Genomic DNA, 24,318 nt, shown 5'->3' with positions numbered 1-24,318 from the left:
TATGCCGAGTGTGGTGCGAACGTGCCGCGTCCTCGCCGGACGTGCTCCTACCAGACGCGCTCGGCGACCTCCTGCCGTTCGAGCAGGGCGGCCAGCTCCCGCGCGTCCTCGGCGTCGAGGCCGAGAACCACGCGGGGACGGCCCCACGGATGGTCGAGAGAGTGGGCGACGTAGCTGGCGACCGACTCGGCGGTGGCGTCGGCGCCCCGCCCCCGGCCCGCTCGCCAGTGGCCCCAGGCGCGTTCGAGCTCCGCCGCGGCGCGCTGGGCGCAGGACACCAGTTCCGGATCACGCATGACTGTTCCCCCGGATCAGACCGTGACCGGACCGAACCGGCCACTCTTAGCATGACCCTGACGAGTAAACCGGCGCGTCATCGCGCCGCCACGCGGCTTGACCCAGGTTTGGGCAACAGGAAACCTGCCGCGGCGCAGCGCGTTGCCGTGCAGGTCTCCCGTCCGCATCAGGCGGGCCCCGTGCTCCGTCGCACGATGAGTTCCGAGCGCACCTCCCGCAGGCGGGAGCCCTTGGCGGGGTCTCCGATGCGGTCGCTGAGCAGTGCCGCCGCCGACCTGCCCATGGCACGGCGGGGCTGGTCGACCGAGGTGAGCGAGATGTGGCGGGAGGCCGCGAGGTGCGTGTTGTCGTAGCCGACCACCGACAGGTCGTCGGGCACGCGCAGGCCGAGGTCGCCGGCGGCCGACAGCACGCCGAGCGCGACCGCGTCACTGGCCGCGAAGATCGCCGTTGGCCTGGGGTCGCGGGTCAGCAGGGCGAGCGCCGCCTCCCTGCCGCTGTCCTCGGTCGCGTCCGCGGCCTCGACCATGATGTACGGGGCCAGCGAGTGCCTGCGCATCGCCACGAGATAGCCCTCGCAGCGCGACGAGCGGGGCCCTTCGATGTGCGCGATCCGTTTGTGGCCGAGCTCGACCAGGTGGTCGATGGCCAGGCGGGCGCCGAGCTGGTCGTCGTCGACCACGATGTCGACGCCGTCGAGCTCGATGTCACGTTCCCCTACGACGACCGTGGGCGTGTAGGAGGTGGCCTCGATCAGCGTCTCGCTGGTCGGTGCGATGCCCAGCAGGACCAGCCCGTCGACCCTGAGCTCGAGGAAGGCCTCCACGGCCTCGTCCTCGAAGGCCGGATCCCACTGGCTGTTCCCGATCAGCATGCGCAGGCCGTCGCCGTGCAGGCTCTCCTGCAGTCCGTCGAGGAACTCGGCGTAGAAGGGGTTGTGCAGGTTGGCGACGAGCGCTCCCACCAGGTGGGTACGCCCTTCGACCAGGCTTCGCGCGACCGCGTTCGGCCGGTAGCCGAGCTCGCGTGCGGCCTGCAGCACGGCCTGGCGCCGGTGCTCGCTCACGTGCGGAGATCCGCGCAGCACGAGTGAGACCAGCGATTTCGAGACGCCGGCTCGTTCGGCGACGTTGCGGATGGTGGGTCTGGGCCGAGGCAGGGTGTCTACCTCTCTGAGCTCGGCGATGGATGAGGTGTTGACGGGCGGTCCTGACATGTGTCTCCCCCGCGATGCGGATATGGGCACCTGTCTGACCAAACGATCGAGTTAGCCGCAGGGTACGGCTTCCGTTACAGAGAGCCCGATATTCGCCGAACAGCGGCCATCTTCGGCTGGGGCGCAGGTCGGATACTGTGCAGATGTGACACCAGGTAAGTCAGCCGAGAAGGCGCGCCCGGCTCGGCGCAGGCTCAGCGTCGACCGGCGTCGCGAGGAGCTCATGGCGGCGGCTCTGGAGCTGTTCAGCACGCGCGACGCGGAAGACGTCTCGATCGACGACGTGGCGTCGGCGGCGGGGGCTTCGCGGGCCCTGGTCTACCACTATTTCGGCGGCAAGCAGGAGCTCTACGTGGCCGCGCTGAGGAGCGCGGCGGAGCAGCTGGAGTCCAGGCTGCGGCCGCATGAGGGCGGCAGGCCGCTCGACGAGCTGGCCTCCGGGCTCAAGCGTTATTTCGACTTCGTCGAGGAGCACGCGGCCGGGTTCGCCGCGCTCCTGCGCGGCGGTCCCGCCAACAGGGCGGGCGAGGTGGGCGAGATCGTCGACGGCGTGCGCCGGCGCCTCTTCCGCCTCATCCAGAAGCAGATGCGTGTCGAGGAGCCCAGCCCGGTGCTGCGCACGACCCTGAGGTCGTGGATCGCCTCCGTGGAGACGGCCGGCCTCGACTGGCTGGAGCACCGCGACGTGGAACGACCGACGCTCGAGAAGATGCTGGTCGATCACATGGTCGCGCTGCTCGGCGTCGCCGCGAGGTATGACGACGACGTCGCCGGCCTGCTGGAGCGTCTGGCGTAACGGCGGGAGGCGGAAGCCGGGAAGGATGGCGCCGGGCGGGCGGCGCCAACTTCCCATGCGACGTCACGTCGTCACACGGTGGACCGGGCTTCGTTGCGCGCCTGGTCCACCCTCAACCCCCCTGAGGTCCGTGACGACCCTCTCGGCTACTCCGAGCGCTGCTGCGGGATCCCCGCGAGCAGCGCGCGGACCTCGGTCTCCCGGTAACGCCGATGACCGCCGAGGGTACGAATCGACGTCAACTTGCCCGCCTTGGCCCACCGCGTAACGGTCTTGGGGTCGACCCTGAACATGGTCGCGACCTCAGCGGGCGTGAGCAGCGGCTCGGCCTCGGGTGTACGAGCTGACATTTGTGCGGCCTCTCCTCCGTGTGGACCGGCTTAGCGATCCTGTGACTGCCTTTGCGCGTGTCACGGATGTCCCCCTATGGCGCAGAGCGTGCGGCTTTTCTGAGCCATATGCGGCATCACCCGATGTGACCATACCGCCACGCAGAGCGATTGGCGAGCCCTTCTTTGACCCAACTGCCCGCCCTCGTGGCCATGTCACGCTCGGTGATTCTAGCGACACGGTTCGTGGTATCGCAGTGAAAACGGCAAACTACTCAGTTCGCAGAAGAGAGCAGCCGTGAGACGTGACCTACTCATGCAGGTCAGACGGCCGTATTGGGGTTCAGTTGGCAGATTCCAGTTGTTGCATTGACTTCCACCGCAGGATGACCCTCTGATACATGGCGTAGGCAAGTTCTTCTTGACCCGTGTCCAGGCCCGTGAGGGCGGCCGACAGCTCGGCGACCGACTGGTCGGCCTGCAGCGCGCCGTCGTCCATGAGGTGCACGAGGCCGCCGTAGTCGAGCTCGACCAGCGAGTGCGGGTGGAACTCCTCCAGCCACCTGGCGATGTCCTCGACCTCGAAGTTGGAGGCCACGTCGCCGAGGTGCCGGCGCAGCACGTTGAGCGCCCGCGCCGCCCGCCGCCTGGCCTGCGCCATGGAGGTGACATAGATGAGGTTACGGCCCGTAGCCGTCGTCACGTCCTGCCCCGGGGCGGCGGAGCCGAGCACCAGCCAGCGCTCGTTGCCGTCGAACGGCACGAACCAGGCCGGTGGCACGTGCCACGTCGTGGTGCGAATGTGCGTGCGCAGCGCGGACGACCCCGCTTTTCGCTTGTAGCGATCAAAGTCGTCGGCCGTCTGCTCGGCGATCGCCTTCGGCACGAGACGGTCCATCAGCTTCGCCGGCGTGGCGCCACGCAGCCTTGAGAACGCCAGCCACGAGCGCAGGCGGGTCTGCCATGGGCAAACGTACAGACGGTCCTCAACGCGCCGCAGATAGGCGTTGGGGCTCTCCTGGGCGGGAACGGGCTGAGGGGGCATGCCGAGCAGGCGCATGACCGACTCGCCGTGCTCCGCGTTGAGCGCGTTCGCGCGCCGCGGACGGTCGCGTGAGTCGGCGTAGTCGGCCCACACCTTGCGCTCGGGCTCGGCGAACGCGGTCAGTGGCTCATAGACGCGGAGGTAGGCGGCATAGGGCAGCACGGTGGCATCGTGTCACGAAGCGACCCTGCGTGCACTGTCGAGACTAGGCTATGAGGCGATCTCCGCCGCGAAGGTGCGGTGGACCGGACAGGGAGTCACTACCGTGACCGACGTCTTCGGAGCGTCCCACAAGGACGTGCATGAGCAGGTCGTCTTCTGCGCCGACGAGCAGAGCGGCCTGCGTGCCATCATCGCCATCCACAACACGGCGCTGGGCCCGGCGCTGGGAGGCACCCGCTTCTATCCGTACGAGAACGAGCAGGCGGCGCTGGCCGACGTGCTCAACCTCGCCAGGGGCATGTCCTACAAGAACGCGCTGGCCGGCCTCGACCTCGGCGGCGGCAAGGCCGTCATCATCGGCGACCCGGCGCGCGACAAGAGCGAGGCGCTGCTGCGCGCCTACGGCAGGTTCGTCGAGTCGCTCGGCGGACGCTACATCACCGCCTGCGACGTGGGCACCTACAGCGAGGACATGGACGTCATCGCCCGTGAGTCGCGCTATGTGACGGGCCGCACGCCGCCCCACGGCGGGGCCGGCGACTCGTCCATCCTGACGGCCTTCGGCGTGTTCCAGGGCATGCGGGCCTCGGCCGAGCGCGTCTACGGCACTCCGTCGCTCCACGGCAAGAGAGTCGGCGTCGAAGGGGTGGGCAAGGTGGGCCACCGCCTGGTCGAGCTCCTGCGCGAAGACGGCGCGGAGGTGGTGATCTGCGACGTCGCCCCCAAGGCGGTCGAACGCGTGCGCGCACGCCGTCCCGAGGTCGACGTGGTGGCCGACGCCCGGGCCATGGCGCGCTCCGACATCGACGTCTTCGCCCCCTGCGCGCTGGGCGGGGTGCTCGACGACGAGATGGTCGCGGAGCTCCGCGCGAAGATCGTCTGCGGGGCGGCCAACAACCAGCTCGCGCATGCCGGCGTGGAGAAGCAACTCGCCGAACGTGAGATCCTGTACGCGCCCGACTATGTCGTCAACTCGGGCGGCGTCATCCAGGTCGCCGACGAGATCGGGGGCTTCGACATGGAGCGGGCCCGATCCAAGGCCACGCAGATCTATGACACGACATTGAAAATCTTCGCGATAGCGGCCGACGAGGGCGTCCCTCCCGCGGTCGCAGCAGATAGGCTGGCGGAGCGCAGAATGTCGGAAGTCGGGCGGCTACGAGCCATTTGGCTGGGCGACTGACGCCCCGCGCCCATACGACGTACCGAGCTGGGCACAAAACAGGTACGGTAATAGGCGAACGATAGGCTGACGCCCGGAGTCAGGCGGCGTCAGTGTGTGGTGCGTTAGCGACGAGGGGTCGGGGACGACCCCACACGAGGGGGTCGAGCCAATGGGGCGCGGCCGAGCAAAGGCCAAGCAGGTCAAGGTTGCTCGCCAGCTGAAGTACAACAGCGGTGGCACGGATCTTGACCGTCTTCGCGACGAACTCGGGGTCGGAGACTCCAGCCGCAGTGACGACGCCGACGACCTCAACGATGAGCTGGCGGATCGCTATGCCGATTACGCCGAAGACTATGGCGCGGGAGACGACGACGACGGCCGTGCCGGCCGCCGATAACCGTTCTTCTGGGTGACGTGGCGCAGGGTCCGGCGTTCGCGCCGGATCCTCGCTCGCACTCGTCGGGCCCCACGGGTAACCGTGGGGCTTTCGTCACGTAGGGCCGCTTTTCCGGGGCCGACTCATCGAGGAAACCGGTGATGGCGCGAGGCGGGCGCTCCCAGCGGCTGATGCGTCAACGGCGAAAGGTCCTACCATGAGGCGAATGGATCTGCTGACCGGCGAGCCCCTCGCACTCGACCTGGTCAACACGGGCGCCCGCACCCCGTCGGGCGGTGACCACGACGCCCTGGCGACCGCGGAAGGTCTTCATGCCTGGCTCGCCAAGCAGGCCGGCCGGCTGACCGTCCCCGAGACCACGCTCGGCCCCGACGACCCGGCCGCCGTCCGCGACCTGCGCGGCCACGTGGAGCGGGCCCTGGAGGCGGCGCGCCAGACCGCACCACCGCCGCCCGAGGCGATCGACGCGCTCAACCAGGCACTTCGCGTCGCGCCCGCCTATCCCTGCCTGGAGGCGCGGGGCGCGGTGCTGCGGCGCGGCACGGAGCGCGACGGCACGCCGCTCGACCGCCTCCTGACCGAGCTGGCCGAGGCCGCCGTGGCCCTGCTGACCGACCCCGACGTGGGCAAGGTGCGCGGCTGCGAAGGGCCGGGATGTCACCTGCTCTTCCTCCCGGCCCACCCGCGACGTCGCTGGTGCTCGCCCGACCTGTGCGGCAACCGCGTCCGCGTGGCCCGCTATTACCAGCGGCACAAGTGACCGGTCAGCGATAGCGCGCCCGGCCCTCGCCGGGGACGACCTCGCCCAGCACCCAGGCGTCGACGCCACGGGCCGCCAGCACCCTGAAGGCCTCGTCGGCCGAGCCGGCGGCCACCACGGCGGCCATGCCGACCCCGAGGTTGAACGTACGGTCCATGTCGCGCTGCGCGATCGAGCCGTGGCCCGCGAGCACCCCGAAGACGGCCGGCGGCGTCCAGGACGAGCGGTCGAGCAGCGCGTCGAGGTGGCCGGGCAGCGACCTCGACAGGTTGCTCTCGATGCCGCCGCCCGTGATGTGGGCGTAGGCGTGCACCTCGGCGGAGCGCGCCAGCTCCAGGCAGTCGAGGGAGTAGATCCGGGTCGGCTCCAGCAGTTCCTCGCCCAGCGGCCGCCCCAGCTCGGGCAGCTCGGCGTCGAGGGAGAGCGAGGCCTCCCGCAGCACGTGCCGCACCAGCGAGTAGCCGTTGGAGTGCACGCCCGAGGACGCCAGCCCGAGCACCACGTCGCCGGCGCGCACCCGCGAGGGGCCCAGCAGACCGGCGGCCTCGACGACGCCGGTGCCGGCGCCGGCGAGGTCATATTCGTCCGGGCCCATCGCCCCCGGATGCTCGGCGGTCTCCCCGCCGACCAGCGCGGCCCCGGCCAGCCGGCACCCCTCGGCCACACCGCCGACGATCTCCGCGACGCGCTCGGGCACCACCTTCCCGCAGGCGATGTAGTCGGTCATGAACAGCGGCTCGGCCCCGCAGACCACGAGGTCGTCGAGGACCATGCCGACCAGGTCGATGCCGATCGTGTCGTGCTTGCCGTAGCGCTGGGCGATCATGACCTTGGTGCCGACGCCGTCGGTGGAGGAGGCCAGCAGCGGCCGCTGGTAGCGCAGCAGGGCCGAGGCGTCGAACAGGCCGGCGAAGCCGCTGGCGTCGTCGACCACCTCGGGCCGCCGCGCCCGCGCCACCCTGTCCTTCATCAGCGCGACCGCCCGGTCGCCGGCCTCGATGTCGACCCCGGCGGCCTCGTAGGTGCTCATGCCTTGCTCTCCAGGACGAACTTGCCCACGTTGTCCTCGTCGATGGGAATGGGGTAGGAGCCGGTGAAGCAGGCCATGCAGAGACGGTCGGCGGGAATCGTGGTGGCCCTGGTCAGGCCCTCAAGCGAGATGTAGCCGAGCGAGTCGGCGCCCAGCGAGGCGCGGATCTCCTCGACCGTCAGCGAGCCCGCGATCAGCTCGGCCCTGGTGGCGAAGTCGATGCCGTAGAAGCACGGCCAGGCCACCGGCGGTGAGGAGATGCGGACGTGCACCTCCTTCGCGCCCGCCTCGCGCAACATCCTGACGATGGCACGCTGGGTGTTGCCGCGCACGATCGAGTCGTCCACGACCACCAGGCGCTTGCCCTCGACGACCTCGCGCAGCGGATTGAGCTTCAGCCGGATGCCCAGCTGGCGGATGGTCTGCGAGGGCTCGATGAACGTGCGGCCGACGTAGGAGTTCTTCACCAGGCCCTGGCCGTAGGGGATGCCGCTCTCCTGCGCGTAGCCGACGGCGGCCGGCGTGCCGGACTCGGGCGTCGGGATGACCAGGTCGGCCTCCACCGGGTGTTCGCGGGCCAGCACGCGGCCCACCTCGACCCTGGTGACCTGGACGCCGCGCCCGGCGATGGTGGTGTCGGGGCGGGCGAGGTAGACGTACTCGAACAGGCAGCCCTTCGGCTCGGCCAGCGCGAACCTGCGCGAACGCACGCCGCGCTCGTCGATGGTGAGCAACTCGCCCGGCTCGATCTCGCGGACGAACGTGGCGCCCACGATGTCGAGCGCCGCCGTCTCGGAGGCCACCACCCAGCCCCGCTCCAGCCGGCCCAGGACCATCGGGCGGACACCCTGCGGGTCGCGGGCGGCATAAAGCGTCGTCTCGTCCATGAAGACCAGGGAGTAGGCGCCCTTGACCTGCGGCAGTAGCTCGGCGGCGGCCTCCTCGACCGTGCGCGTGCGGTCCTGGGCGAGCAGCGAGGTCAGGACCTCGGTGTCGGTGGTCGCCCGGGTGGAGCCGGGGGCCAGGCGCTGCGCCAGCTCCGGCGTGTTGATCAGGTTGCCGTTGTGGGCGAGCGCGAGGCCGCCTCCTTCGGTGGAGCTCAGCGTGGGCTGCGCGTTCTCCCACACGCTGGATCCGGTGGTGGAGTAGCGGCAGTGGCCGATGGCCAGGTGGCCGCGCAGAGTGCCCAGCACCGACTCGTCGAAGACCTGGGCGACCAGGCCCATGTCCTTGTAGACGAGGATGCGGCTGCCCTCGCTGACCGCGATGCCCGCGGACTCCTGCCCGCGGTGCTGCAACGCGTACAGCCCGTAGTAGGTGAGTTTGGAAACTTCCTCGCCTGGCGCCCAGACGCCGAAGACGCCACAGGCGTCTTTGGGAGCTTGGTCTCGGGGGTCCAGGTCATGGCCGAGCCGGCCGTCGCCCTTCAGCACATACCTCAGTCTAGGTCGGCGGCTTCCGTGCTCGCACACCCGGGTCGGAGGTCAGCCTATGTGAGCTGACCTGCCCGCATTGGAGCCGTCGCGGATGATCTCTCCGGTGAGGTTGCGGTTGTCCGCCGAGCCGAGGAAGACGATCAGCGCCGCCAGGTCGTCCGCCGTGCTCAGCCTGCGGGTGGGGGTCCTGGACGCGATCTCGTCCAGCAGCTGCTGGGGGATCGGGCGCTGGGCTCCGGTGATGGTGAGCCCGGCCACGGCCACGTTGACCAGGATGCCGTCCCGGCCGGCCTCCCACGCCAGGGCGCGGGCCATGCCGTGCAGCGCCATCTTCGCGGTGCCGTACGGGCCGGGGCCCGGCTGTCCTTCCTCGGCCGCGCCCGACGAGACCAGCACGATCCGGCCGAACTTCCCGCGCCGCATCTGCGGCAGCACCGCCTGGATCAGCAGGGCGTTGCCGACCACGTTGGCGTGCAGGGCGGCGGACCACTCCGCGGCCGGCACGTCCTCGAACGCCATGCCGCCGGGCATGACGGTGCCCCAGCGGACGGCGTTGGCCACGAGCGCGTCCACCGGGCCGGCCGCGGAGACGGCGGGCGCGATGGTCGCGTGGTCCTCCAGATCCAGGTGTACGGCCGCCGCCTCGCCGCCCTCCCCCTTGATCCGCTCGACCACCTCGGCGGCGCGGTCGGCGCCCGAGTTGTACGTGATCGTGACCCGCGCACCTGCCCGGGCGTAGGCGAGCGCGGTGGCGGTGCCGATGCCGGACGAGCCGCCGGTGACCAGTGCGTGCATGAGAGCCTCTCTCTCCATGGATTAGCCGACTAATTAGCCAGCTAACTAGAAGGGTCGACCGGCTGCAAGGAGTTTCGCCCGTAGTGGAAAACGTCAGGGCATGGCGCGGCGGATCAGCTGCGCGAGCAGGTCACGCTCGCCGGGATCGAAACCGCGTAGGAGGTCCTCGTCCATCGTGGTCCAGATCTCCTCGACGGGCTCCCGCAGCGCCTTGCCCGCGCCGGTGAGATGGACACGGGAAATCCTCGGCCGGGCGGGGTCGGGAACCCGGTAGACGAAGCCCGTACGCTCCAGGCGCTGGAGGGTCTTGGTGACGGTGGGAGGCTCGACGCCCAGCCGGGCGATGAGCTCGGCCTGGGTCAGGCCGTCCTCCTTCCACAGCTGGTTGAGCAGCATCTCCTGCCCCACGTGCAGGCCGAGCGGGGCCAGCGCGGCGGCCATCCGGTTGCGATGCGTCTTCACGACCTTGATCAGCGCATACGACAGGGTCTCGTCCAGCATCCCCCCATCTTGCCCGCGGGCAGGGCCTTTGGCGCATGGTGACCCAAGGATGAGCGGCCTCTTACCGTGTCGTGCGGTTTAGGCGTCGTCCTGCGCGAAAGGGTGAAGTATCCGGCATGTAGACCCGTCGGGAGACGCAGACGTGACCACACCTGGGGACCCGGACGAGACCCGCCGCGGGCAGGATCCGCACGAAGGCCGTCCGGAAGAGGGCGCGCCCCGCCACGTTCCGCCGCAACACGAGCCCGAGTGGTGGCGTGAGGGCACGCTGGAGGAAGAGGAGCGCAGGCCCGCGCTCAGACCGTACGAGCCGGGGCCCACGGGCGGTGACCGGCCTCCTGAGGAGTGGTCCGCCGGTGGGCCCGGCGCCGGCCCCACCGGCGGCGCGGCGCCGGACGCGCCCGAGCCCGCCGGCGGGCGTGCCGGAGGCGGCGGCGCCGAGTCCATGGGCGCCGGCGGTGAGTCCCGGAACGCGGAGCCCGGCGACCCCGGTCGGCAGGGTGAGGGCGCCGGGCCGCGGGATGAGGGCGCCGGTGAGGAGGGCGAGGAGCCGATCGCTCCCGCGCCACCCATCGTGCCGCGTCCGGACGTGCCGCCCACGCACGAGCCCAGACCCGTCGGCGAGCCCCGCCATCCCGACCTGCCCACCTCACCGGAGGTACCGCAGCCGACAGGGGGTGACGCCGATGAGACCCAGGCGTTCCCGGTCCCTGGTGGCACGCCGCCGTACCCGGGCTGGACGTCCACCCCGTCAGAGGGGGAGCGGCCGGCCAGGCCCGCGCCGTCGCGCTACGAGCAGGCTGATGACCAGCCGAGCTTCCAACCACCGGGAGGCGGCGCGCCCGGGGGACCCCCGTCACCTGAGGGCGGCACGCCGGCTCGGGAGGATCGCCCGACTCCCGAAGGACAGGGCGGCCAGGAGGGCCGGCGGGGCGAGGAAAGGCGGCAGGGTCAGGAAGGGTGGCCGGGCCCGGAGGGCCGGGGCGGGACGCCGTACCAGGCAGGGGGTACGCCGCGGGACGACGAGCCGACCGTGCCGGGCACGGTGCCCTCCAGCCCGTACGGTGGCCCGCCCGGCTACGGCCCCGGCCCCGAATCCCCGTACGGCATGCCGGGAGCCGGTTACCAGCAGGCCAAGCCGGGCAGCGGCCTGGCCACCGCCTCGCTCGTGCTGGGCGTGGCCAGCCCGTTCCTGGTGTTCGTGTGCTTCACGGGTGTGATCACCGCCATCCTGTCGATCGTCTTCGGCGGTGTGGCCCTCGCCAAACGCGCCGGTAAGGGCCGCGCCATCGCCGGCATCGTGCTGAGCGTCCTGTCGCTGATCCTTTTCGCGATCGTGGCCATCTGGTTGTGGAACGTGGCTCAGGAGTGCGCCGGCCTCCCCAGCGACCTCGCCGACCGTTGTTTCGAGAGCCAGTTTCCCTGGATGGGCGGCGGCGGTTAGAGCGGCAGGTGTGCTGACAGGTCGGCGCGGGCCCCGCTGGCGGAGATGGCGCCGCTGGCCAGCGCCTCGGCCCAGGTGAGGCGGCCGAGCGCGAGCTCGATCCACGTGCGGCCGTCCATCTCGACCACGTTGGGCGGGGTGCCGCGCGTGTGGCGGGGCCCGGCGATGGCCTGTACGGCCGCGTACGGGGGCACGCGGACCTCGACGGTCCTGCCGGGTGCGGCGGTCGCCAGCCGGTCGAGCAGGTGGCGCACCGCCTGCCTGGCCGCGTCGCGCTCGGGCTTCAGCCCGCGGTCGTAGGCGGCCAGCACGGCGGCCACGAGCGCGTCGGGCAGGGCGGACGCGGGCCCGTCGTAGGGGGGTTCGTCGAGGGCGACGAGCTGGCCGTCGAGGGCCGTTCTCAGCTTTTCCTGGTCGAGCTTGCGTGGTGGCACGCGACCATTGTCTCCCGGGAAGCGTTCATCAAGACGGAGGTCTTCGTTCACCTGTGGTTTCGCCGGTGCCCGTAGCGTTCCCCGCCGTACGACCGCACTTCGATGGAGGACCTGTGTCGAACCCCGAAGCGGGAGGTCGGCTGCTTCCGCTGATCTCCACCCCGCACAATGGTGGCCGATCCGCGCTGACCTGTCAGTTCCGCTGCGGCAACGCCTGCGCGCATGAGGTGGCCAACACCTCCGGCAACGCCTATTTCGGCGACGTGGTGAAGGAGGCGCTGTCGCGGCGCGGCGTGCTGCGCGCCGGGGCGCTGGGCGCGCTCGTCGCGGGGGTGGGCGCGGCGGGCGCGGCGCCGGCGCTGGCCGAGGCGCGCAGGCCGGTGGCCGGCGGTGGACAGGGCGGGCGGGGCGGCGACCTCCGTTTCACGCCGGTGCGGCCGAACAAGGACGACAAGCTGACCATCCCGGAGGGCTACCGCTCCTCGGTGGTCGTGCGGTGGGGCGACCCGGTGTTGCCGGACGCGCCGGCGTTCGACTTCGACAACCAGAGCGCCGAGGCGCAGAGCAAGCAGTTCGGCTACAACTGCGACTACGTGACGATGTTCCCGATGGGCCGCGACCGGGCGCTGCTCTGGGTGAACCACGAGTACACCGACGAGAACCTGATGTTCCGCGACTACCCGGGCGGCGCGGAGGCCACGGAGGAGCAGATCAGGATCGGCCTGGCCGGGCACGGCGGTTCGGTCGTGGAGATCGAGCGTGAGGGCCGCGCCGGCGAGTGGAAGCTGGTCACCAAGGGGCGTCGCCGCTACAACCGGCGCATCACCGCCGAGACCCCCATGAAGTTCTCCGGGCCGGCGGCGGGCGGCGACCTGCTCAGGACGGACGCCGACCCCGAGGGCCGCAAGCCCGTCGGCATGCTGAACAACTGCGCGGGCGGTACGACCCCGTGGGGGACGGTGCTGACCGCCGAGGAGAACTTCGACCAGTACTTCGTCAACGGCGACAAGGTGCCGGAGAAGCAGAAGCCGTACGTCGAGCGCTACACGATCGCGGAGGGCACGCCGGAGATCAGCCGCCGCTTCGACCGGGTCGACGAGCGTTTCGACCTGGCCAAGCACCCGCACGAGTGCAACAGGTTCGGGTGGATCGTGGAGATCGACCCGTTCGACCCCGACTCCACGCCGGTCAAGCGCACCGCGCTCGGCCGGTTCAAGCACGAGGCGGCCACCACGACGCTGGCCCGCGACGGCCGCCTGGTCGTCTACATGGGTGACGACGCGCGCTTCGAGTACATCTACAAGTTCGTCTCGAAGGAGCGCTACCGGCAGGGGAACGACCGGCACAACCGCGACCTGCTCGACGAGGGCACCCTGTACGTCGCCACGTTCACCGGCGACAGCCCGGAGAAGGAGATCGACGGGTCCGGCAAGCTGCCGGAGGACGGCGAGTTCGACGGCTCCGGCGAGTGGATCCCGCTGGTGTCGGGCGACAGGTCGTACGTAAAGGGCATGACCGCGGAGGAGGTGCTCGTCTACACGCGGGTGGCGGCCGACAAGGTGGGCGCGACCAAGATGGACCGTCCCGAGGACATGGAGCGCAACCCGGTCACCGGCGGCGTGTACGTCGCGCTGACCAACAACTCCAATCGCACCGCCGCCCAAGCGGACGAGGCCAACCCGCGCGCCGCCAACAAGCACGGCCACGTTCTGGAGATCGTCGAGCGGCGCGACGACGCCGGGGCGGAGAAGTTCTCCTGGTCGGTGCCGCTGGTCTGCGGTGATCCCGGCGACGCGAACACATATTTCGCCGGCTACGACAAGAAGAAGGTCTCGCCGATCTCCTGCCCGGACAACGTGACGTTCGACGGCGACGGCAACCTGTGGATCTCCACGGACGGCAACGCGCTCGGCACCAACGACGGGCTGTTCGTGATGCCGGTACGCGGCAAGGAGCGCGGCCATCTGCGTCAGTTCCTCACGGTTCCGGTCGGCGCCGAGACGTGCGGCCCGATGGTCACGAAGGACCAGCGCAGCGTGTTCGTCGCGGTGCAGCACCCCGGCGAGATCGACGGGGCCAGCCCCGACAATCCGGGCAGCCGCTGGCCCGACGGCGACCAGCCGCGCCCGTCGGTGGCGGTCGTCTGGCACGAGAAGGGCCTGAAGATCGGCTCTTGACCTCAAGTTAACCTGAGGCTCTAGCCTCCATGCCATGAGCATGGAAATGACCGCGTGGCACCAGCTGTATTCGATGAACAACCGTCAGGAGCGTCGCTCTGTCTCCAGGGCGACGCTCCGGCGTATCGCCGCCTTCGCCCGCCCGCACCGGCGGAGGATCACGCTGTTCCTGCTGCTCAGCGTGGTGATGGCGGGCCTGGCGGTGGGCTCACCGCTGCTGGCGGGACGGGTCATCGACGCGATCTTCAACGCCGAGCCGCTGAGCGTGGTGGTCGTGGTGGCGCTGATGATCGCGGGGTTGGCCGTCGCGGAGGCCGGGATCGGGCTGCTCAACCGGTGGCTCTCCGCGGGGCTGGGGGAGAGCCTGATCCTCGACCTGCGCACGGCCGTCTTCGACCACGTGCAGCGCATGCCGATCGCGTTCTTCACCAGGACCCGTACGGGCGCGCTGGTCAGCCGGCTCAACAACGACGTCATCGGCGCGCAGCGGGCGTTCACCGACACCCTGTCCAGCGTGGCGGGCAACATCGTGACGCTCGCGCTGACGCTCGTCGCGATGGTCGCCATCTCCTGGCAGATCACGCTGCTCGCGCTGCTGCTCCTGCCCGTGTTCATCGTGCCCGCGCGGCGCATGGGCAACCGGATCGCCCGGCTGCGGCGCGAGGCGGCCGACCACAACGCCGCCATGGGCAACCAGATGACCGAGCGGTTCTCCGCGCCCGGCGCGACCCTGGTCAAGCTGTTCGGCCGCCCCGCGCACGAGTCGGCGGAGTTCGCCTCCCGGGCCCGCCGGGTGCGCGACATCGGCGTACGCACCGCCATGACGCAAACCGTCTTCGTGACCGCGCTGACGCTGGTGTCGGCGCTGGCACTCGCCCTCGTGTACGGGCTCGGCGGTTTCCACGCGCTGCGCGGCCAGCTCGCCCCCGGCGCGGTGGTGTCGATGGCCATGCTGCTCACCCGCCTGTACGCCCCGCTGACCGCGCTGGCCAGCGCCCGCGTGGACGTCATGAGCGCGGTCGTCAGCTTCGAGCGCGTCTTCGAGGTGCTCGACCTCAAGCCGCTCATCCAGGAGAAGCCCGACGCCCGCGAGGTGCCCGAGGGCCCCGTGTCGGTCGAGTTCGACGACGTGCGCTTCGCCTACCCGTCGGCGGACAAGGTCTCGCTCGCCTCGCTGGAGGAGGTCGCCACGCTGGACACGCGCGGCGGCGTCGAGGTGCTGCACGGTGTCTCGTTCCGGGCCGAGCCCGGCCAGATGGTGGCGCTGGTCGGCTCGTCCGGCGCGGGCAAGTCCACGATCGCGCAGCTCCTGCCCAGGCTGTACGACGTCGACGCGGGCGCCGTCCGGCTCGGCGGCGTCGACGTACGCGACCTGACCGCCGACTCGATCCGCGACACGCTCGGCATGGTCACCCAGGACGGCCACCTGTTCCACGACACGATCAGGGCCAACCTGCTCCTGGCCAGGCCGGAGGCGAGCGAGGACGACCTGTGGGACGCGCTCACCAGGGCCCGGCTGGCCGCGCTCATCGAGTCGTTGCCCGACGGGCTCGACACGGTGGTGGGCGAGCGCGGTTACCGGCTGTCGGGCGGCGAGCGCCAGCGCCTGACGATCGCCCGGCTGCTGCTGGCCAGGCCCCGGGTGGTGATCCTGGACGAGGCCACGGCCGCGCTCGACTCCACCTCGGAGGCGGCGGTGCAGGCGGCACTCGGCGAGGCGCTGCACGGGCGTACGGCGGTGGTGATCGCGCACCGGCTGTCCACGATCCGCGCCGCCGACGTCATCCTGGTGATCGAGGACGGGCGGGTGGTCGAGCGCGGCACGCACACCGAGCTGCTGGAGGCGGCGGGCCGCTACGAGGAGCTGTACCGCACTCAGTTCGCGGAGCCCACGGTGGCCGAGGCGGTGGCCTGAGGCCACGCCCGACCTGCACTCACTGCCCGTCGAGAGCTACCCGCACCTGGTGGAGATGGCCGGCCCGCTGGTCGAGCGGAAGGACCCGCACCTGTACGACACGTTCGGCGTCGACCTGGTGCTCAGCGGCATAGAAGCGCTCGCGGCCCGGCGTTAGGGTCGTGGTTCATGGCCTTCGAGTTGATCTGCGAGATCGAACCGCCCACCAAGCCCGATCTGAAGCACGTCAGGCACCAGATCGGCACCATGAGCAAGGTCGCCCACGCCTTCCTCATCCCCGACAACCACATCGGCCGCGCGACCGTGTCGAGCGTCGCGGTGGCGCACGAGGTCGAGGCGATGGGCGGGCGCGGCATCGCCTGCCTCAACTCGCGCGACCGCAACCTGCTCGGCTTCCGCCGCGACCTGCTGACGGCGGCGGCGTACGGGGTCGACCAGTTCCTGTTCGTCTACGGCGACAAGCCGGCGAGCGGCAACCGTACGAGCGATCTCACCGTGCGTTCGATGATCGAGGAGGCCAGGGAGTTCTCGCCCGGCTCCCGCCTGGGGGCGGCGGCGGGGTTGCGCCCGCTGCCGGCCTGGAAACGCGCGGCCGACTTCCTCTTCCTCCAGGTCTCCTTCTCGGTGGAGGCGCAGGTGCGCTGGCGCGAGGCGCACCCGGTGGACGCGCCGGTCTACGCGGGCGTGATGGTGCTGGCCAGCGCCGCCCACGCCCGCAACCTGGCCACGACGATTCCCGACATCGCGCTGCCCGACGCCCTGGTGGAGCAGGTGGCCGCCGACCGCCAGGCGGGTGTGGAGGCGGCCTGCGAGCAGGTGCTCGCCCTGCGCGACTCCGGCGCCTTCGACGGGGTGCACCTCATCCCCGTCTCCCGCTACCGCGACGTCGAACGCCTGCTCGCCCCCGCCCTCAGATGAGACCTAGTTTCAGCATGAGAGCGCGATCAAGCTCCGCGATCTCATGCGCTTCAAGCCCGCCCTTGAAGTCGCCCAGCCTCGATGGCGACACGGAATAAATCTGATCCGTCAGCACACGCGATTTCATTCCCTCGAACTCGATCTCGGGCCGGTAGATCGCCGGCCCGGCACTTGTCGAAGTCAGAGCGACGGTGATCGTGCTGGTGGTGAAGCTGTCAGACTGGATGAGCACGGCGCAGCGGCGGCCTTGCTGCTCATGACCCCGTGCTCCGGGGAGCGCTTTGATCTCATAGATCGCGCCCCGGAATATCACTCGGCCACACCCATGAAACGCTGGATCGCCAGCATCTCGGCCTGGTCGCCCGGGTCGTTTCGCAGCCGATCCGCATCCGCGGCAGCCTGCTCCAGCAGCATCTCCTTGTAGGTGTGGAGCACGGCGTAACGAACGGCTTCGGATCGGCTTCTGGTCTCTCCGGCCAGTGCACGGAGTGCCGTCTCCATCGCCTCGTCAGTGCGAACGTTGAGAGTCCCCATGAACCTAGTGTAACACGAGTTGTAATACACCGAGGGATGTGAAGGTGTCGCGACCATGCCCCATTGATGACGTACGGCTGACCTGCCGCAGGCGCTAACGGGCGCGTTGGCGCAGCCCCTCGACGTCGTGGATGGTCACGCGCCGCCGCCCGGTCTCGATCAGGCCGCGGTCGCGCAGCGTGCGCAGCGCCTTACTGACGGCCTCGCGGGACGAGCCCGTCCACCCGGCCAGTTCGTCCTGCGACAGCGGGAGCGCGACGCGCAGGCCGCCGGCGGTCTGCTCGCCGTAGCGGTCGGCCAGTTCGAGCAGGCGCGTCGCCACCCTGCCCGTGGTGTCGAAGGCGCCGTACTCGATGCGCTTCCTGTCGGAGTCGCGCAGGCGCTCGCTGACGAGCTTCATGAGCAGCACAGCGACGCGCCCGTGCGATTCGAGGAAGGAGACGAAGTCGCGCACGACGACGCCGGTGACCGGCTCCAGCGTGGTGACCGTGGCCGAGCGGGGCGAGCCGTCGATGGCCGACTGCTCGCCGATCAGCCCGCCGGGGCCGCGTACGGCGAGCACCACCTCGTTGCCGCTGCTCGTGTGCGAGGAGACCTTCACCCGGCCCTCCAGCAGCACGAGCACCCAGTCGGACGTGTCGCCCTCGGTGATGACGGTCGTGCCGCGGTCCCAGCGGCGCAGCCGGCCCGCCGCGCGCAGCGCCGCCACCTCCTCGTCGGTGAGCAGGGACAGGAACTCGCCGGGCTCTGCTTTCATGGCCCGATTATGTCGGTACGGGAGGCCGCCCCTCTACGGCAGATCGGTGAGAACGTACGCCGCGACGAGCTCCTCCTTGCCCTTGAGGTTGAGCCGCCCCAGGGGCCGCACCGTCGCGTCGCGGCCCAGCTGCTTGAGCGTCGTCTCGCCGATGACGACCGTGCCGGGCTCGGCGACCCCCTGGAGCCTGGCGGCCACGTTCACGCAGTCGCCCATCGCGTTGAAGCCGCGCAGCTCAGGGCTGCCGATGTTGCCGACCAGGGCGGGACCGGTGTTGACGCCCACCCGGAAGGTCGGCCACTCGACGTCGTCGACCCGCTTCCACGCCATCTCCTCGGCCACCTCGGCGGCGGCGCGCTGCATGTCGAGCGCGGCCCTGCAGGCGGCCCTGGCGTGATCGGCCTGCAGCGCGGGAGCGTTGAACAGGGCGAGCAGCGCGTCGCCGACGAACTGCACGATGGTGCCGCCGTTGTTGAGAATGCAGGGGACGGCCGCGGTGTGGTAGCGGTTGAGCATCTCGACGATCTCGCCGGGCGTCACCTTCTCGGAGAACGTCGTGAAGCCCTTGAGGTCGGCGAAGAGCGCGCTCAGCTCTTTCAGCTCACCGCCGAGCGCCGCCTGGCCGGGGTCGGCGAGCAGGGCGTGGGCGACGTCGGGCGACATGTACTGGTGGAACAGGGTGTGCAGCTCCTGGTAGAGGCGGGCGTTCTCCAGGGAGATGGACAACTGCCCGGCCAGCGTGGCGGCCAGCGCCTCGTCCTGGCTGGTGCGGCCGACGGGCACCTCCAGCACGCCGGCGAGCCTGCCCTTGACGGTCAGGGGGAAGGCGAGCAGGTGGTCGCGGCGGATCGGGGTGTCGCCGTCGAAGCGGTAGTCGCGCGAGCCGATCTGGGTGGTGCCGTCGGCGACCAGCCCGATCTTGACGTCGCCGTACGCCTGCCGCACCCGCTCCAGCGACGAGGCCAGCAACTCCTGCTCGGGCAGGCCGATCCGGGTCTGGGCGCTCACCGACACCAGGGCGGCCAGCCGCTCCGACAGCTCGCGCTCGTTGGCCAGCGCCTCGCCGGCCCGGTCGAGCACCGCCGCCTGGCCCTCGTTGAGCCGGAACTTGCCCGACAGCCGGGTCGCGGCCAGCGGCTCGCCGCGGCGTACGTGCTCGACCAGCTCTTCGAGCGCCTTGTCGTAGTCCTGCTGGATGCGGCGGACGGTCGCGGCCAGCGCCACCGAGTCGAACAGCCCGGCGCTCGACCCCTCCCGCCGGAACTGCAGGTAGGCGCTGTAGGCCACGAACACGAAGGCGAACGTGAGCAGCAGGTGCCACTCCCACCAGGACAGATGCCAGTTGAGCTGCGACATCCCGGCGATCATGCTCTCGGCCAGCAGCGCGTACGCCGTGATCAGGCTGATCAGCATCGCCGAGGGGCGCCGCCGGTGCAGCCGGAACATCAGCACGCTCGCCGCGCCATAGAGCAGCAGGCCGGGGATGGACGCCCAGATCAGCCAGTCGATCGGCGTGACCATGGGCGGCTCGCTGAGCGGCGTCAGCCCGGGGACCAGCGACGTGACGCCCCAGAGCACCATGATGCCGGCGAGCGCGCCGCGGATGAAGTGCTGGGCGCCGAGCACGGACTTGGCCGCCGCCTCGCCCAGCGGCAGGGCCGAGCCGAACGCGAACACCGCCGCGATCGACAAGCCCACCTGCTGGCCCAGGTCGAACCCCAGCGAGCCGGCCGGCAGGATGATCTTCGGGGTGGCCAGGCCGTGCAGGAAGAAGAAGCCCGCGCTGCTCAGGAAGACCATGGAGACGAGGAACAGCCGGGCGTCGTTGCGGCGCCGTGACGCCTCGCTCACCATGACGCCGAGCACGACGTTGACCCCGGCCACCAGGATGATCATCCAGAAGTGGCCGACATTGTGCTGCCAGGAGATGTTGATGTGCGGCTGGCTCAGCAACAACCAGAGGCCGAGCAGCGGCAGGACGAGGTGGACGCCCCACACCACACCCCGCACGGGCTGGGTCGCGGGAGGCAGGTAGGAGGTCGGACCGGGGGTGGGCACAGACCGATTATCCACGCGAGATGCTCGTCGCCAATGCGTCGTTTTACGCACTGGAAGGGCCGGTCGGAAAACCCCGGCCGGCCCTCCGGCGGATCGTCAGCCGAACAGCGCGGGGAGCGCCGCCTCGTGCGTCGCCCGCAGCTCGGCCACGGGGATCTCGAACGCGCCCTCGACGACCAGCGAGTCGCCGCCGGTCATGCCGAGCCCGTAGCAGGGCACCTCGTGGCGCCCGCACAACGACGCGAACTCGTCGTAGGCCTCCGGCCGCACGGCGACGAGCGCCCGCGAGGCCGACTCGCTGAACAGGTCGGTGAACGGCTCGCCGCTCAGCGCCACGGAGGCGCCGACGCCCCGCGCCAGGCAGGACTCGGCCAGCGCCACGGCCAGCCCGCCGTCGGACAGGTCGTGCGAGCCGGCCAGCAGCCCTCTGCGAGCGCCCTCGACCAGCACCGTCGCCAGCGCCCGCTCCGCCTCCAGTACGGCCTGCGGCGGCAGCCCGCCCAGGTGGCGGTGGGCGACATGGGCCCACTCGGAGCCGCCGAACTCCTCGCGCGTGTCGCCGAGCAGGACGACCCGCAGCCCTTCCGCGGTGAACCCGGTCGGCACCCGCCTGGCGACGTCGTCGATGACGCCGAGCACGCCCACGACCGGCGTGGGGTGGATGGCCGTCGAGCCCGTCTGGTTGTAGAAGGAGACGTTGCCGCCGGTCACCGGCACGCCGAGCGTCCGGCACGCGTCGGCCAGGCCGCGCGTGGCCTCGGCGAACTGCCACATGACCTCGGGGTCCTCCGGGGAGCCGAAGTTGAGGCAGTTGGTGACGGCGAGCGGCCGGGCGCCGGTCACGGCGACGTTCCTGTAGGCCTCCGCGAGCGCGAGCTGCGCCCCCGCGTAGGGGTCGAGCTTGGCGTAACGCCCGTTGCCGTCGGTGGCCAGCGCGATGCCGCGGGTCGTCGGCTCGTGCTCGACGCCGGCCATGCTCTCCGAGATCCGCAGCATGCCCGCGTCGGCCGGCTGGGCCAGCACGGTGTTGGAGCGGACGTAACGGTCGTACTGGGAGGTCACCCACTCCTTGGAGGCCAGGTTGGGCGAGCCGAGCAGCTTGAGCAACGTCTCGCGCAGGTCGGTGGGCCGCTCCAGCCGGTCGGGGGTGTCGGCGTTGAGCGCGGCCTGGCCGGCCGGCTCGTGGTAGGGGCGTTCGTAGACGGGGCCGTCGTCGGCGGCCGTGCCCGGCGGGATGTCGACGATGATCTCGTCCTCCCACGTCATGACCAGGCGGCCGGTGTCGGTGACCTCGCCGATGACGGTGGCGGGGACGTCCCACTTCTCGCAGATCGCCATGAACGCCGGGATGTCGCGCGGCTCGACCACGGCCATCATGCGCTCCTGCGACTCGCTCATCAGGATCTCCTCGGGCCTGAGCGAGGGGTCGCGGAGCGGGACGCGGGTGAGGTCGACGTGCATGCCTCCGGTGCCCTTGGCGGCCAGCTCGGTCGTGGCGCACGAGACGCCGGCCGCGCCGAGGTCCTGGATGCCGACGACGACGTCGGCGGAGTAGAGCTCCAGGCAACACTCGATGAGCAGCTTCTCCATGAACGGGTCGCCGACCTGGACGGCGGGACGCTTGGCGTGCGACTCGTCCTCGAAGGTCGCCGAGGCCAGCACGGAGGCGCCGCCGATGCCGTCGGGGCCCGTGGACGCGCCGAACAACACGACCTTGTTGCCGGGGCCCGGCGCGGTGGCCAGTTTGATCTGGTCCTTGCGCAGCAGGCCCACGCACAGGGCGTTGACCAGCGGGTTGCCGATGTAGCAGGGGTCGAAGACGACCTCGCCGCCGATGTTGGGCAGGCCCAGGCAGTTGCCGTAGTGGCTGATGCCCTCGACCACGCCGGGCAGCACCCGGCGCGTGTCCACGGCGTCGGCGCCGCCGAAGCGCAGCGCGTCCATGACGGCGATCGGCCGCGCGCCCATCGACATGATGTCGCGCACGATGCCGCCGACGCCGGTGGCCGCGCCCTGGTGCGGCTCGACGTAGGACGGGTGGTTGTGCGACTCGATCTTGAACGTGGCCGCCCAGCCGTCGCCGATGTCGACCACGCCGGCGTTCTCGCCCATGCCCACGAGCAGCGCCTCGGACTTGGGCGCCTTGGTGGCGAACTGCTTGAGATGCACCTTGGACGACTTGTAGGAGCAGTGCTCCGACCACATGACGCTGTAGATGGCCAGCTCGGAGCCGGTGGGACGGCGGCCGAGGATCTCCTTGACCCGGGCGTACTCGTCGGGCTTCATCCCCAGCTCGGCGAAGGGCATCGGCTCGTCGGGGGTCTTGGCGGCCCGCCGCACACTATCGATCATTCGCCCTCCTTCGTCGGTCGAAGGACCGTGTTCATAAGCCGCTCGTTCCACTCGCTCATGCGTCTACCAGGTTCTTGAGGATGGAGGTGAAGAAACCGAGGCCGTCGGTGCTCGGCGCGCCGACCAGCTCCTCGACCGCGTGCTCGGGGTGCGGCATGAGCCCGACCACGTTGCCCGCCTCGTTGCGGATGCCGGCGATGTCGTTGAGCGAGCCGTTGGGGTTGCCGCCGACGTAGCGCACGACCACGTGGCCGCCGGCCTCGAGCGCGGCCAGCGTCTCGGCGGAGGCGACGTAGCGGCCCTCGCCGTGCTTGACCGGCAGCACGATCTCCTGGCCCTGGTCGAACGCGTTGGTCCACGCGGTCGCGGGCTGCTCGATGCGGACCCGCTGGTCACGGCAGACGTAGTGGAGCGAGGCGTTGCGGGTCAGCGCGCCGGGCAGCAGGTGCGCCTCGCACAGGATCTGGAACCCGTTGCACGTGCCGATCACCGGCAGGCCGGCCCTCGCGGCCGGGACGAGCTCCTCCATGATCGGCGCGAACCGCGAGATGGCGCCGCAGCGCAGGTAGTCGCCGTAGGAGAAGCCGCCGGGCAGGAACACGGCGTCGACCCCCTTCAGGTCGTGGTCGGCGTGCCACAGCGGAACCGCCTGCGCGCCCACGAGGTGCACGGCTCTGGCGGCGTCCTGGTCGTCGAGAGTTCCTGGAAACGTGACTACGCCCACACGGGCAGCGCTCATGACAGTCGTCCCCTCCGAGGAATGCGCGCGCACGCGCCACCGTCTCTTCGGGGCGGACGGCGGTCTGCGGCGGTGTAACCCAGGTTATCGGGTGCTCGAGCGTGGTCCGCATCGGCTCGTACGCGATGCGCGGGCGCAGGTCAGACGGCTGCGAGCGCGCGGGGACGGGCCTGCGCCTCGTCGTCCCATGCGAGCGTCTTGCGCAGGTGGACCGTGGTGCCCCGGCCGGGCTCGGTGCCGAAGGAGATCTCGTCGACGACGGAGCGCATGATCAGCAGACCCCGGCCGTTCTCGGTGTCGGGCGGGGGGAAGTGCGCGGGCATCGACGGCACGCCCGCGCCGCTGTCGGCGACGCGAACGTCGCAGTGGCCGGAGCCGATCGACGCCGTCACCTCGTAGCGGTTGGCGGGTCCTCCGTGCCGCACCGCGTTGGAACACGCCTCGGAGACGGCGAGCAACATGTCGGCGATGCAGGTCTCACTCACGTTGAGTGAGCGCAGGGCATCGCCTAGCACTCGCCTGACCATCGGTATGCCGATCGCATCCCGAGGCAGCGCCAACGAGAACTCAATATCCACCGGACTCCTCCGGGCGCCAGAATGTCACCTGGAGTAGGTTTCCCTGTGAAATCGGGGCTAACCGCAAAATCACGTTGTTGTTATTTACTGTTGGCTTGCGCGTGGCATTGTGGCACGTCAGAACCCCGCTTTAACCGACCAGGGGTAAATCGGGGGATCAAATGTGCGTTCTACTCCTCAACCCGGACGGCGTAGTCCTCGATCACCGTGTTGGCCAGAAGGGTCTCGGCCATCTTGCGCACCTCGGCCAGGGCCGCATCGTCGGCCGGGCCCTCGAGCTCCAGCTCGAAACGCTTGCCCTGACGCACGGCCCCGACGCCGGAGAAGCCGAGCCTGGGCAGCGCCCTGGCGATCGCCTGGCCCTGCGGATCGAGGATCTCGGGCTTCAACATGACGTCCACGATGACGCGGGCCACTGCGTTCCTCCTGGGAGCGGTGGGTGGATGGGAAGCACAGCCTACCGGCGCGTGTGGCCGCCGACAC

The 24,318-nt window shown here is 70.5% G+C and carries 25 protein-coding genes; 8 read left to right on the top strand and 17 right to left on the bottom strand.

All coding sequences use genetic code 11. From position 1 onward, the window contains the following. Positions 1-47: 47 nt before the first annotated feature. Both ABGA98_RS18195 and ABGA98_RS18190 read right to left on the bottom strand, forming a co-directional pair. Positions 48-296, bottom strand: a complete 249-nt coding sequence (locus ABGA98_RS18195) for a hypothetical protein (protein WP_347619506.1) — start codon at positions 294-296, stop codon at positions 48-50. A 167-nt stretch (positions 297-463) separates the two neighbouring features. Continuing rightward, a complete protein-coding gene (locus ABGA98_RS18190) occupies positions 464-1,513 on the bottom strand; it encodes a LacI family DNA-binding transcriptional regulator (protein ID WP_347619505.1) in 1,050 nt (349 codons plus the stop codon). A 145-nt stretch (positions 1,514-1,658) separates the two neighbouring features. On the opposite strand from ABGA98_RS18190, the gene ABGA98_RS18185 reads away from it, so the two are divergent. Further along, entirely contained in the window at positions 1,659-2,309 is a 651-nt protein-coding gene (locus ABGA98_RS18185; protein ID WP_347619504.1) for a TetR/AcrR family transcriptional regulator, read from the top strand. A 146-nt stretch (positions 2,310-2,455) separates the two neighbouring features. On the opposite strand, the gene bldC is transcribed toward ABGA98_RS18185, so the two are convergent. Next, the gene (bldC, locus tag ABGA98_RS18180; protein ID WP_013133571.1) at positions 2,456-2,659 is read right to left on the bottom strand and encodes a developmental transcriptional regulator BldC; all 204 of its coding nucleotides are present in this window, start codon (positions 2,657-2,659) and stop codon (positions 2,456-2,458) included. 322 nt (positions 2,660-2,981) lie between these two features. Then, complete coding sequence (locus tag ABGA98_RS18175; protein ID WP_347619503.1) at positions 2,982-3,845, bottom strand: hypothetical protein; 864 nt, start codon at positions 3,843-3,845, stop codon at positions 2,982-2,984. Between the two features lie 103 nt (positions 3,846-3,948). On the opposite strand from ABGA98_RS18175, the gene ABGA98_RS18170 reads away from it, so the two are divergent. The 3 genes from ABGA98_RS18170 to ABGA98_RS18160 all read left to right on the top strand — a co-directional run bounded on the left by ABGA98_RS18170 (position 3,949) and on the right by ABGA98_RS18160 (position 6,167). After that, entirely contained in the window at positions 3,949-5,028 is a 1,080-nt protein-coding gene (locus tag ABGA98_RS18170) for a Glu/Leu/Phe/Val dehydrogenase dimerization domain-containing protein (protein ID WP_347619502.1), read from the top strand. A gap of 151 nt (positions 5,029-5,179) precedes the next feature. After that, positions 5,180-5,407: a DUF3073 domain-containing protein gene (locus ABGA98_RS18165; RefSeq protein ID WP_347619501.1), complete on the top strand. Its 228-nt coding sequence runs from the start codon at positions 5,180-5,182 to the stop codon at positions 5,405-5,407. 205 nt (positions 5,408-5,612) lie between these two features. Next, on the top strand, positions 5,613-6,167 hold the full coding sequence (locus ABGA98_RS18160) for an ABATE domain-containing protein (RefSeq protein WP_347619500.1): 555 nt from the start codon (positions 5,613-5,615) through the stop codon (positions 6,165-6,167). Positions 6,168-6,171: 4 nt separating this feature from the next. On the opposite strand, the gene purM is transcribed toward ABGA98_RS18160, so the two are convergent. From purM to ABGA98_RS18140, 4 genes are all read right to left on the bottom strand, one after another. After that, complete coding sequence (purM, locus tag ABGA98_RS18155; RefSeq protein ID WP_347619499.1) at positions 6,172-7,197, bottom strand: phosphoribosylformylglycinamidine cyclo-ligase; 1,026 nt, start codon at positions 7,195-7,197, stop codon at positions 6,172-6,174. Then, on the bottom strand, positions 7,194-8,630 hold the full coding sequence (gene purF, locus ABGA98_RS18150) for an amidophosphoribosyltransferase (RefSeq protein ID WP_347619498.1): 1,437 nt from the start codon (positions 8,628-8,630) through the stop codon (positions 7,194-7,196). The genes purM and purF overlap by 4 nt, the downstream gene beginning before the upstream one ends. A gap of 51 nt (positions 8,631-8,681) precedes the next feature. Beyond that, the gene (locus ABGA98_RS18145) at positions 8,682-9,428 is read right to left on the bottom strand and encodes an SDR family oxidoreductase (RefSeq protein ID WP_347619497.1); all 747 of its coding nucleotides are present in this window, start codon (positions 9,426-9,428) and stop codon (positions 8,682-8,684) included. Between the two features lie 93 nt (positions 9,429-9,521). Then, complete coding sequence (locus ABGA98_RS18140; protein WP_347619496.1) at positions 9,522-9,929, bottom strand: MarR family transcriptional regulator; 408 nt, start codon at positions 9,927-9,929, stop codon at positions 9,522-9,524. A gap of 142 nt (positions 9,930-10,071) precedes the next feature. On the opposite strand from ABGA98_RS18140, the gene ABGA98_RS18135 reads away from it, so the two are divergent. Then, positions 10,072-11,373, top strand: coding sequence for a hypothetical protein (locus ABGA98_RS18135; protein ID WP_347619495.1), 1,302 nt, complete (start codon positions 10,072-10,074; stop codon positions 11,371-11,373). Here the strand turns inward: ABGA98_RS18135 and ABGA98_RS18130 are convergent. Next, on the bottom strand, positions 11,370-11,807 hold the full coding sequence (locus ABGA98_RS18130; protein ID WP_347619494.1) for a sterol carrier family protein: 438 nt from the start codon (positions 11,805-11,807) through the stop codon (positions 11,370-11,372). The two genes, ABGA98_RS18135 and ABGA98_RS18130, sit on opposite strands and share 4 nt — an antisense overlap. 113 nt (positions 11,808-11,920) lie before the next feature. Here ABGA98_RS18130 and ABGA98_RS18125 point away from each other — a divergent pair, with 113 nt between their 5' ends. From ABGA98_RS18125 to ABGA98_RS18115, 3 genes are all read left to right on the top strand, one after another. Further along, the gene (locus ABGA98_RS18125; protein ID WP_347619493.1) at positions 11,921-13,984 is read left to right on the top strand and encodes a PhoX family phosphatase; all 2,064 of its coding nucleotides are present in this window, start codon (positions 11,921-11,923) and stop codon (positions 13,982-13,984) included. A gap of 34 nt (positions 13,985-14,018) precedes the next feature. Beyond that, positions 14,019-15,899, top strand: a complete 1,881-nt coding sequence (locus ABGA98_RS18120) for an ABC transporter ATP-binding protein (protein WP_347619492.1) — start codon at positions 14,019-14,021, stop codon at positions 15,897-15,899. Between the two features lie 168 nt (positions 15,900-16,067). Next, the gene (locus ABGA98_RS18115; RefSeq protein WP_347619491.1) at positions 16,068-16,817 is read left to right on the top strand and encodes a methylenetetrahydrofolate reductase; all 750 of its coding nucleotides are present in this window, start codon (positions 16,068-16,070) and stop codon (positions 16,815-16,817) included. On the opposite strand, the gene ABGA98_RS18110 is transcribed toward ABGA98_RS18115, so the two are convergent. The 8 genes from ABGA98_RS18110 to purS form a co-directional block, all read right to left on the bottom strand. Beyond that, on the bottom strand, positions 16,810-17,130 hold the full coding sequence (locus ABGA98_RS18110) for a type II toxin-antitoxin system PemK/MazF family toxin (protein ID WP_347619490.1): 321 nt from the start codon (positions 17,128-17,130) through the stop codon (positions 16,810-16,812). The two genes, ABGA98_RS18115 and ABGA98_RS18110, sit on opposite strands and share 8 nt — an antisense overlap. Beyond that, complete coding sequence (locus ABGA98_RS18105) at positions 17,127-17,351, bottom strand: hypothetical protein (RefSeq protein ID WP_347619489.1); 225 nt, start codon at positions 17,349-17,351, stop codon at positions 17,127-17,129. The genes ABGA98_RS18110 and ABGA98_RS18105 overlap by 4 nt, the downstream gene beginning before the upstream one ends. Positions 17,352-17,445: 94 nt before the next feature. Then, positions 17,446-18,108: a Crp/Fnr family transcriptional regulator gene (locus ABGA98_RS18100; protein ID WP_347619488.1), complete on the bottom strand. Its 663-nt coding sequence runs from the start codon at positions 18,106-18,108 to the stop codon at positions 17,446-17,448. Between the two features lie 33 nt (positions 18,109-18,141). Then, complete coding sequence (locus ABGA98_RS18095) at positions 18,142-20,166, bottom strand: adenylate/guanylate cyclase domain-containing protein (RefSeq protein ID WP_347619487.1); 2,025 nt, start codon at positions 20,164-20,166, stop codon at positions 18,142-18,144. A 96-nt stretch (positions 20,167-20,262) separates the two neighbouring features. Continuing rightward, positions 20,263-22,518, bottom strand: coding sequence for a phosphoribosylformylglycinamidine synthase subunit PurL (purL, locus tag ABGA98_RS18090; RefSeq protein ID WP_347619486.1), 2,256 nt, complete (start codon positions 22,516-22,518; stop codon positions 20,263-20,265). 55 nt (positions 22,519-22,573) lie between these two features. Next, positions 22,574-23,257, bottom strand: coding sequence for a phosphoribosylformylglycinamidine synthase subunit PurQ (gene purQ, locus ABGA98_RS18085; RefSeq protein ID WP_347619485.1), 684 nt, complete (start codon positions 23,255-23,257; stop codon positions 22,574-22,576). A gap of 140 nt (positions 23,258-23,397) precedes the next feature. Further along, positions 23,398-23,784, bottom strand: coding sequence for an ATP-binding protein (locus ABGA98_RS18080; RefSeq protein ID WP_347619976.1), 387 nt, complete (start codon positions 23,782-23,784; stop codon positions 23,398-23,400). A gap of 221 nt (positions 23,785-24,005) precedes the next feature. Further along, complete coding sequence (purS, locus tag ABGA98_RS18075) at positions 24,006-24,251, bottom strand: phosphoribosylformylglycinamidine synthase subunit PurS (RefSeq protein WP_347619484.1); 246 nt, start codon at positions 24,249-24,251, stop codon at positions 24,006-24,008. Positions 24,252-24,318 lie beyond the last annotated feature (67 nt).

This window comes from Nonomuraea sp. B1E8, assembly GCF_039871515.1.
GTDB lineage: Bacteria > Actinomycetota > Actinomycetes > Streptosporangiales > Streptosporangiaceae > Nonomuraea.
Note: the sequence above shows the minus strand (reverse complement) of the source record. Positions and strands in the feature narration are given on the sequence as shown.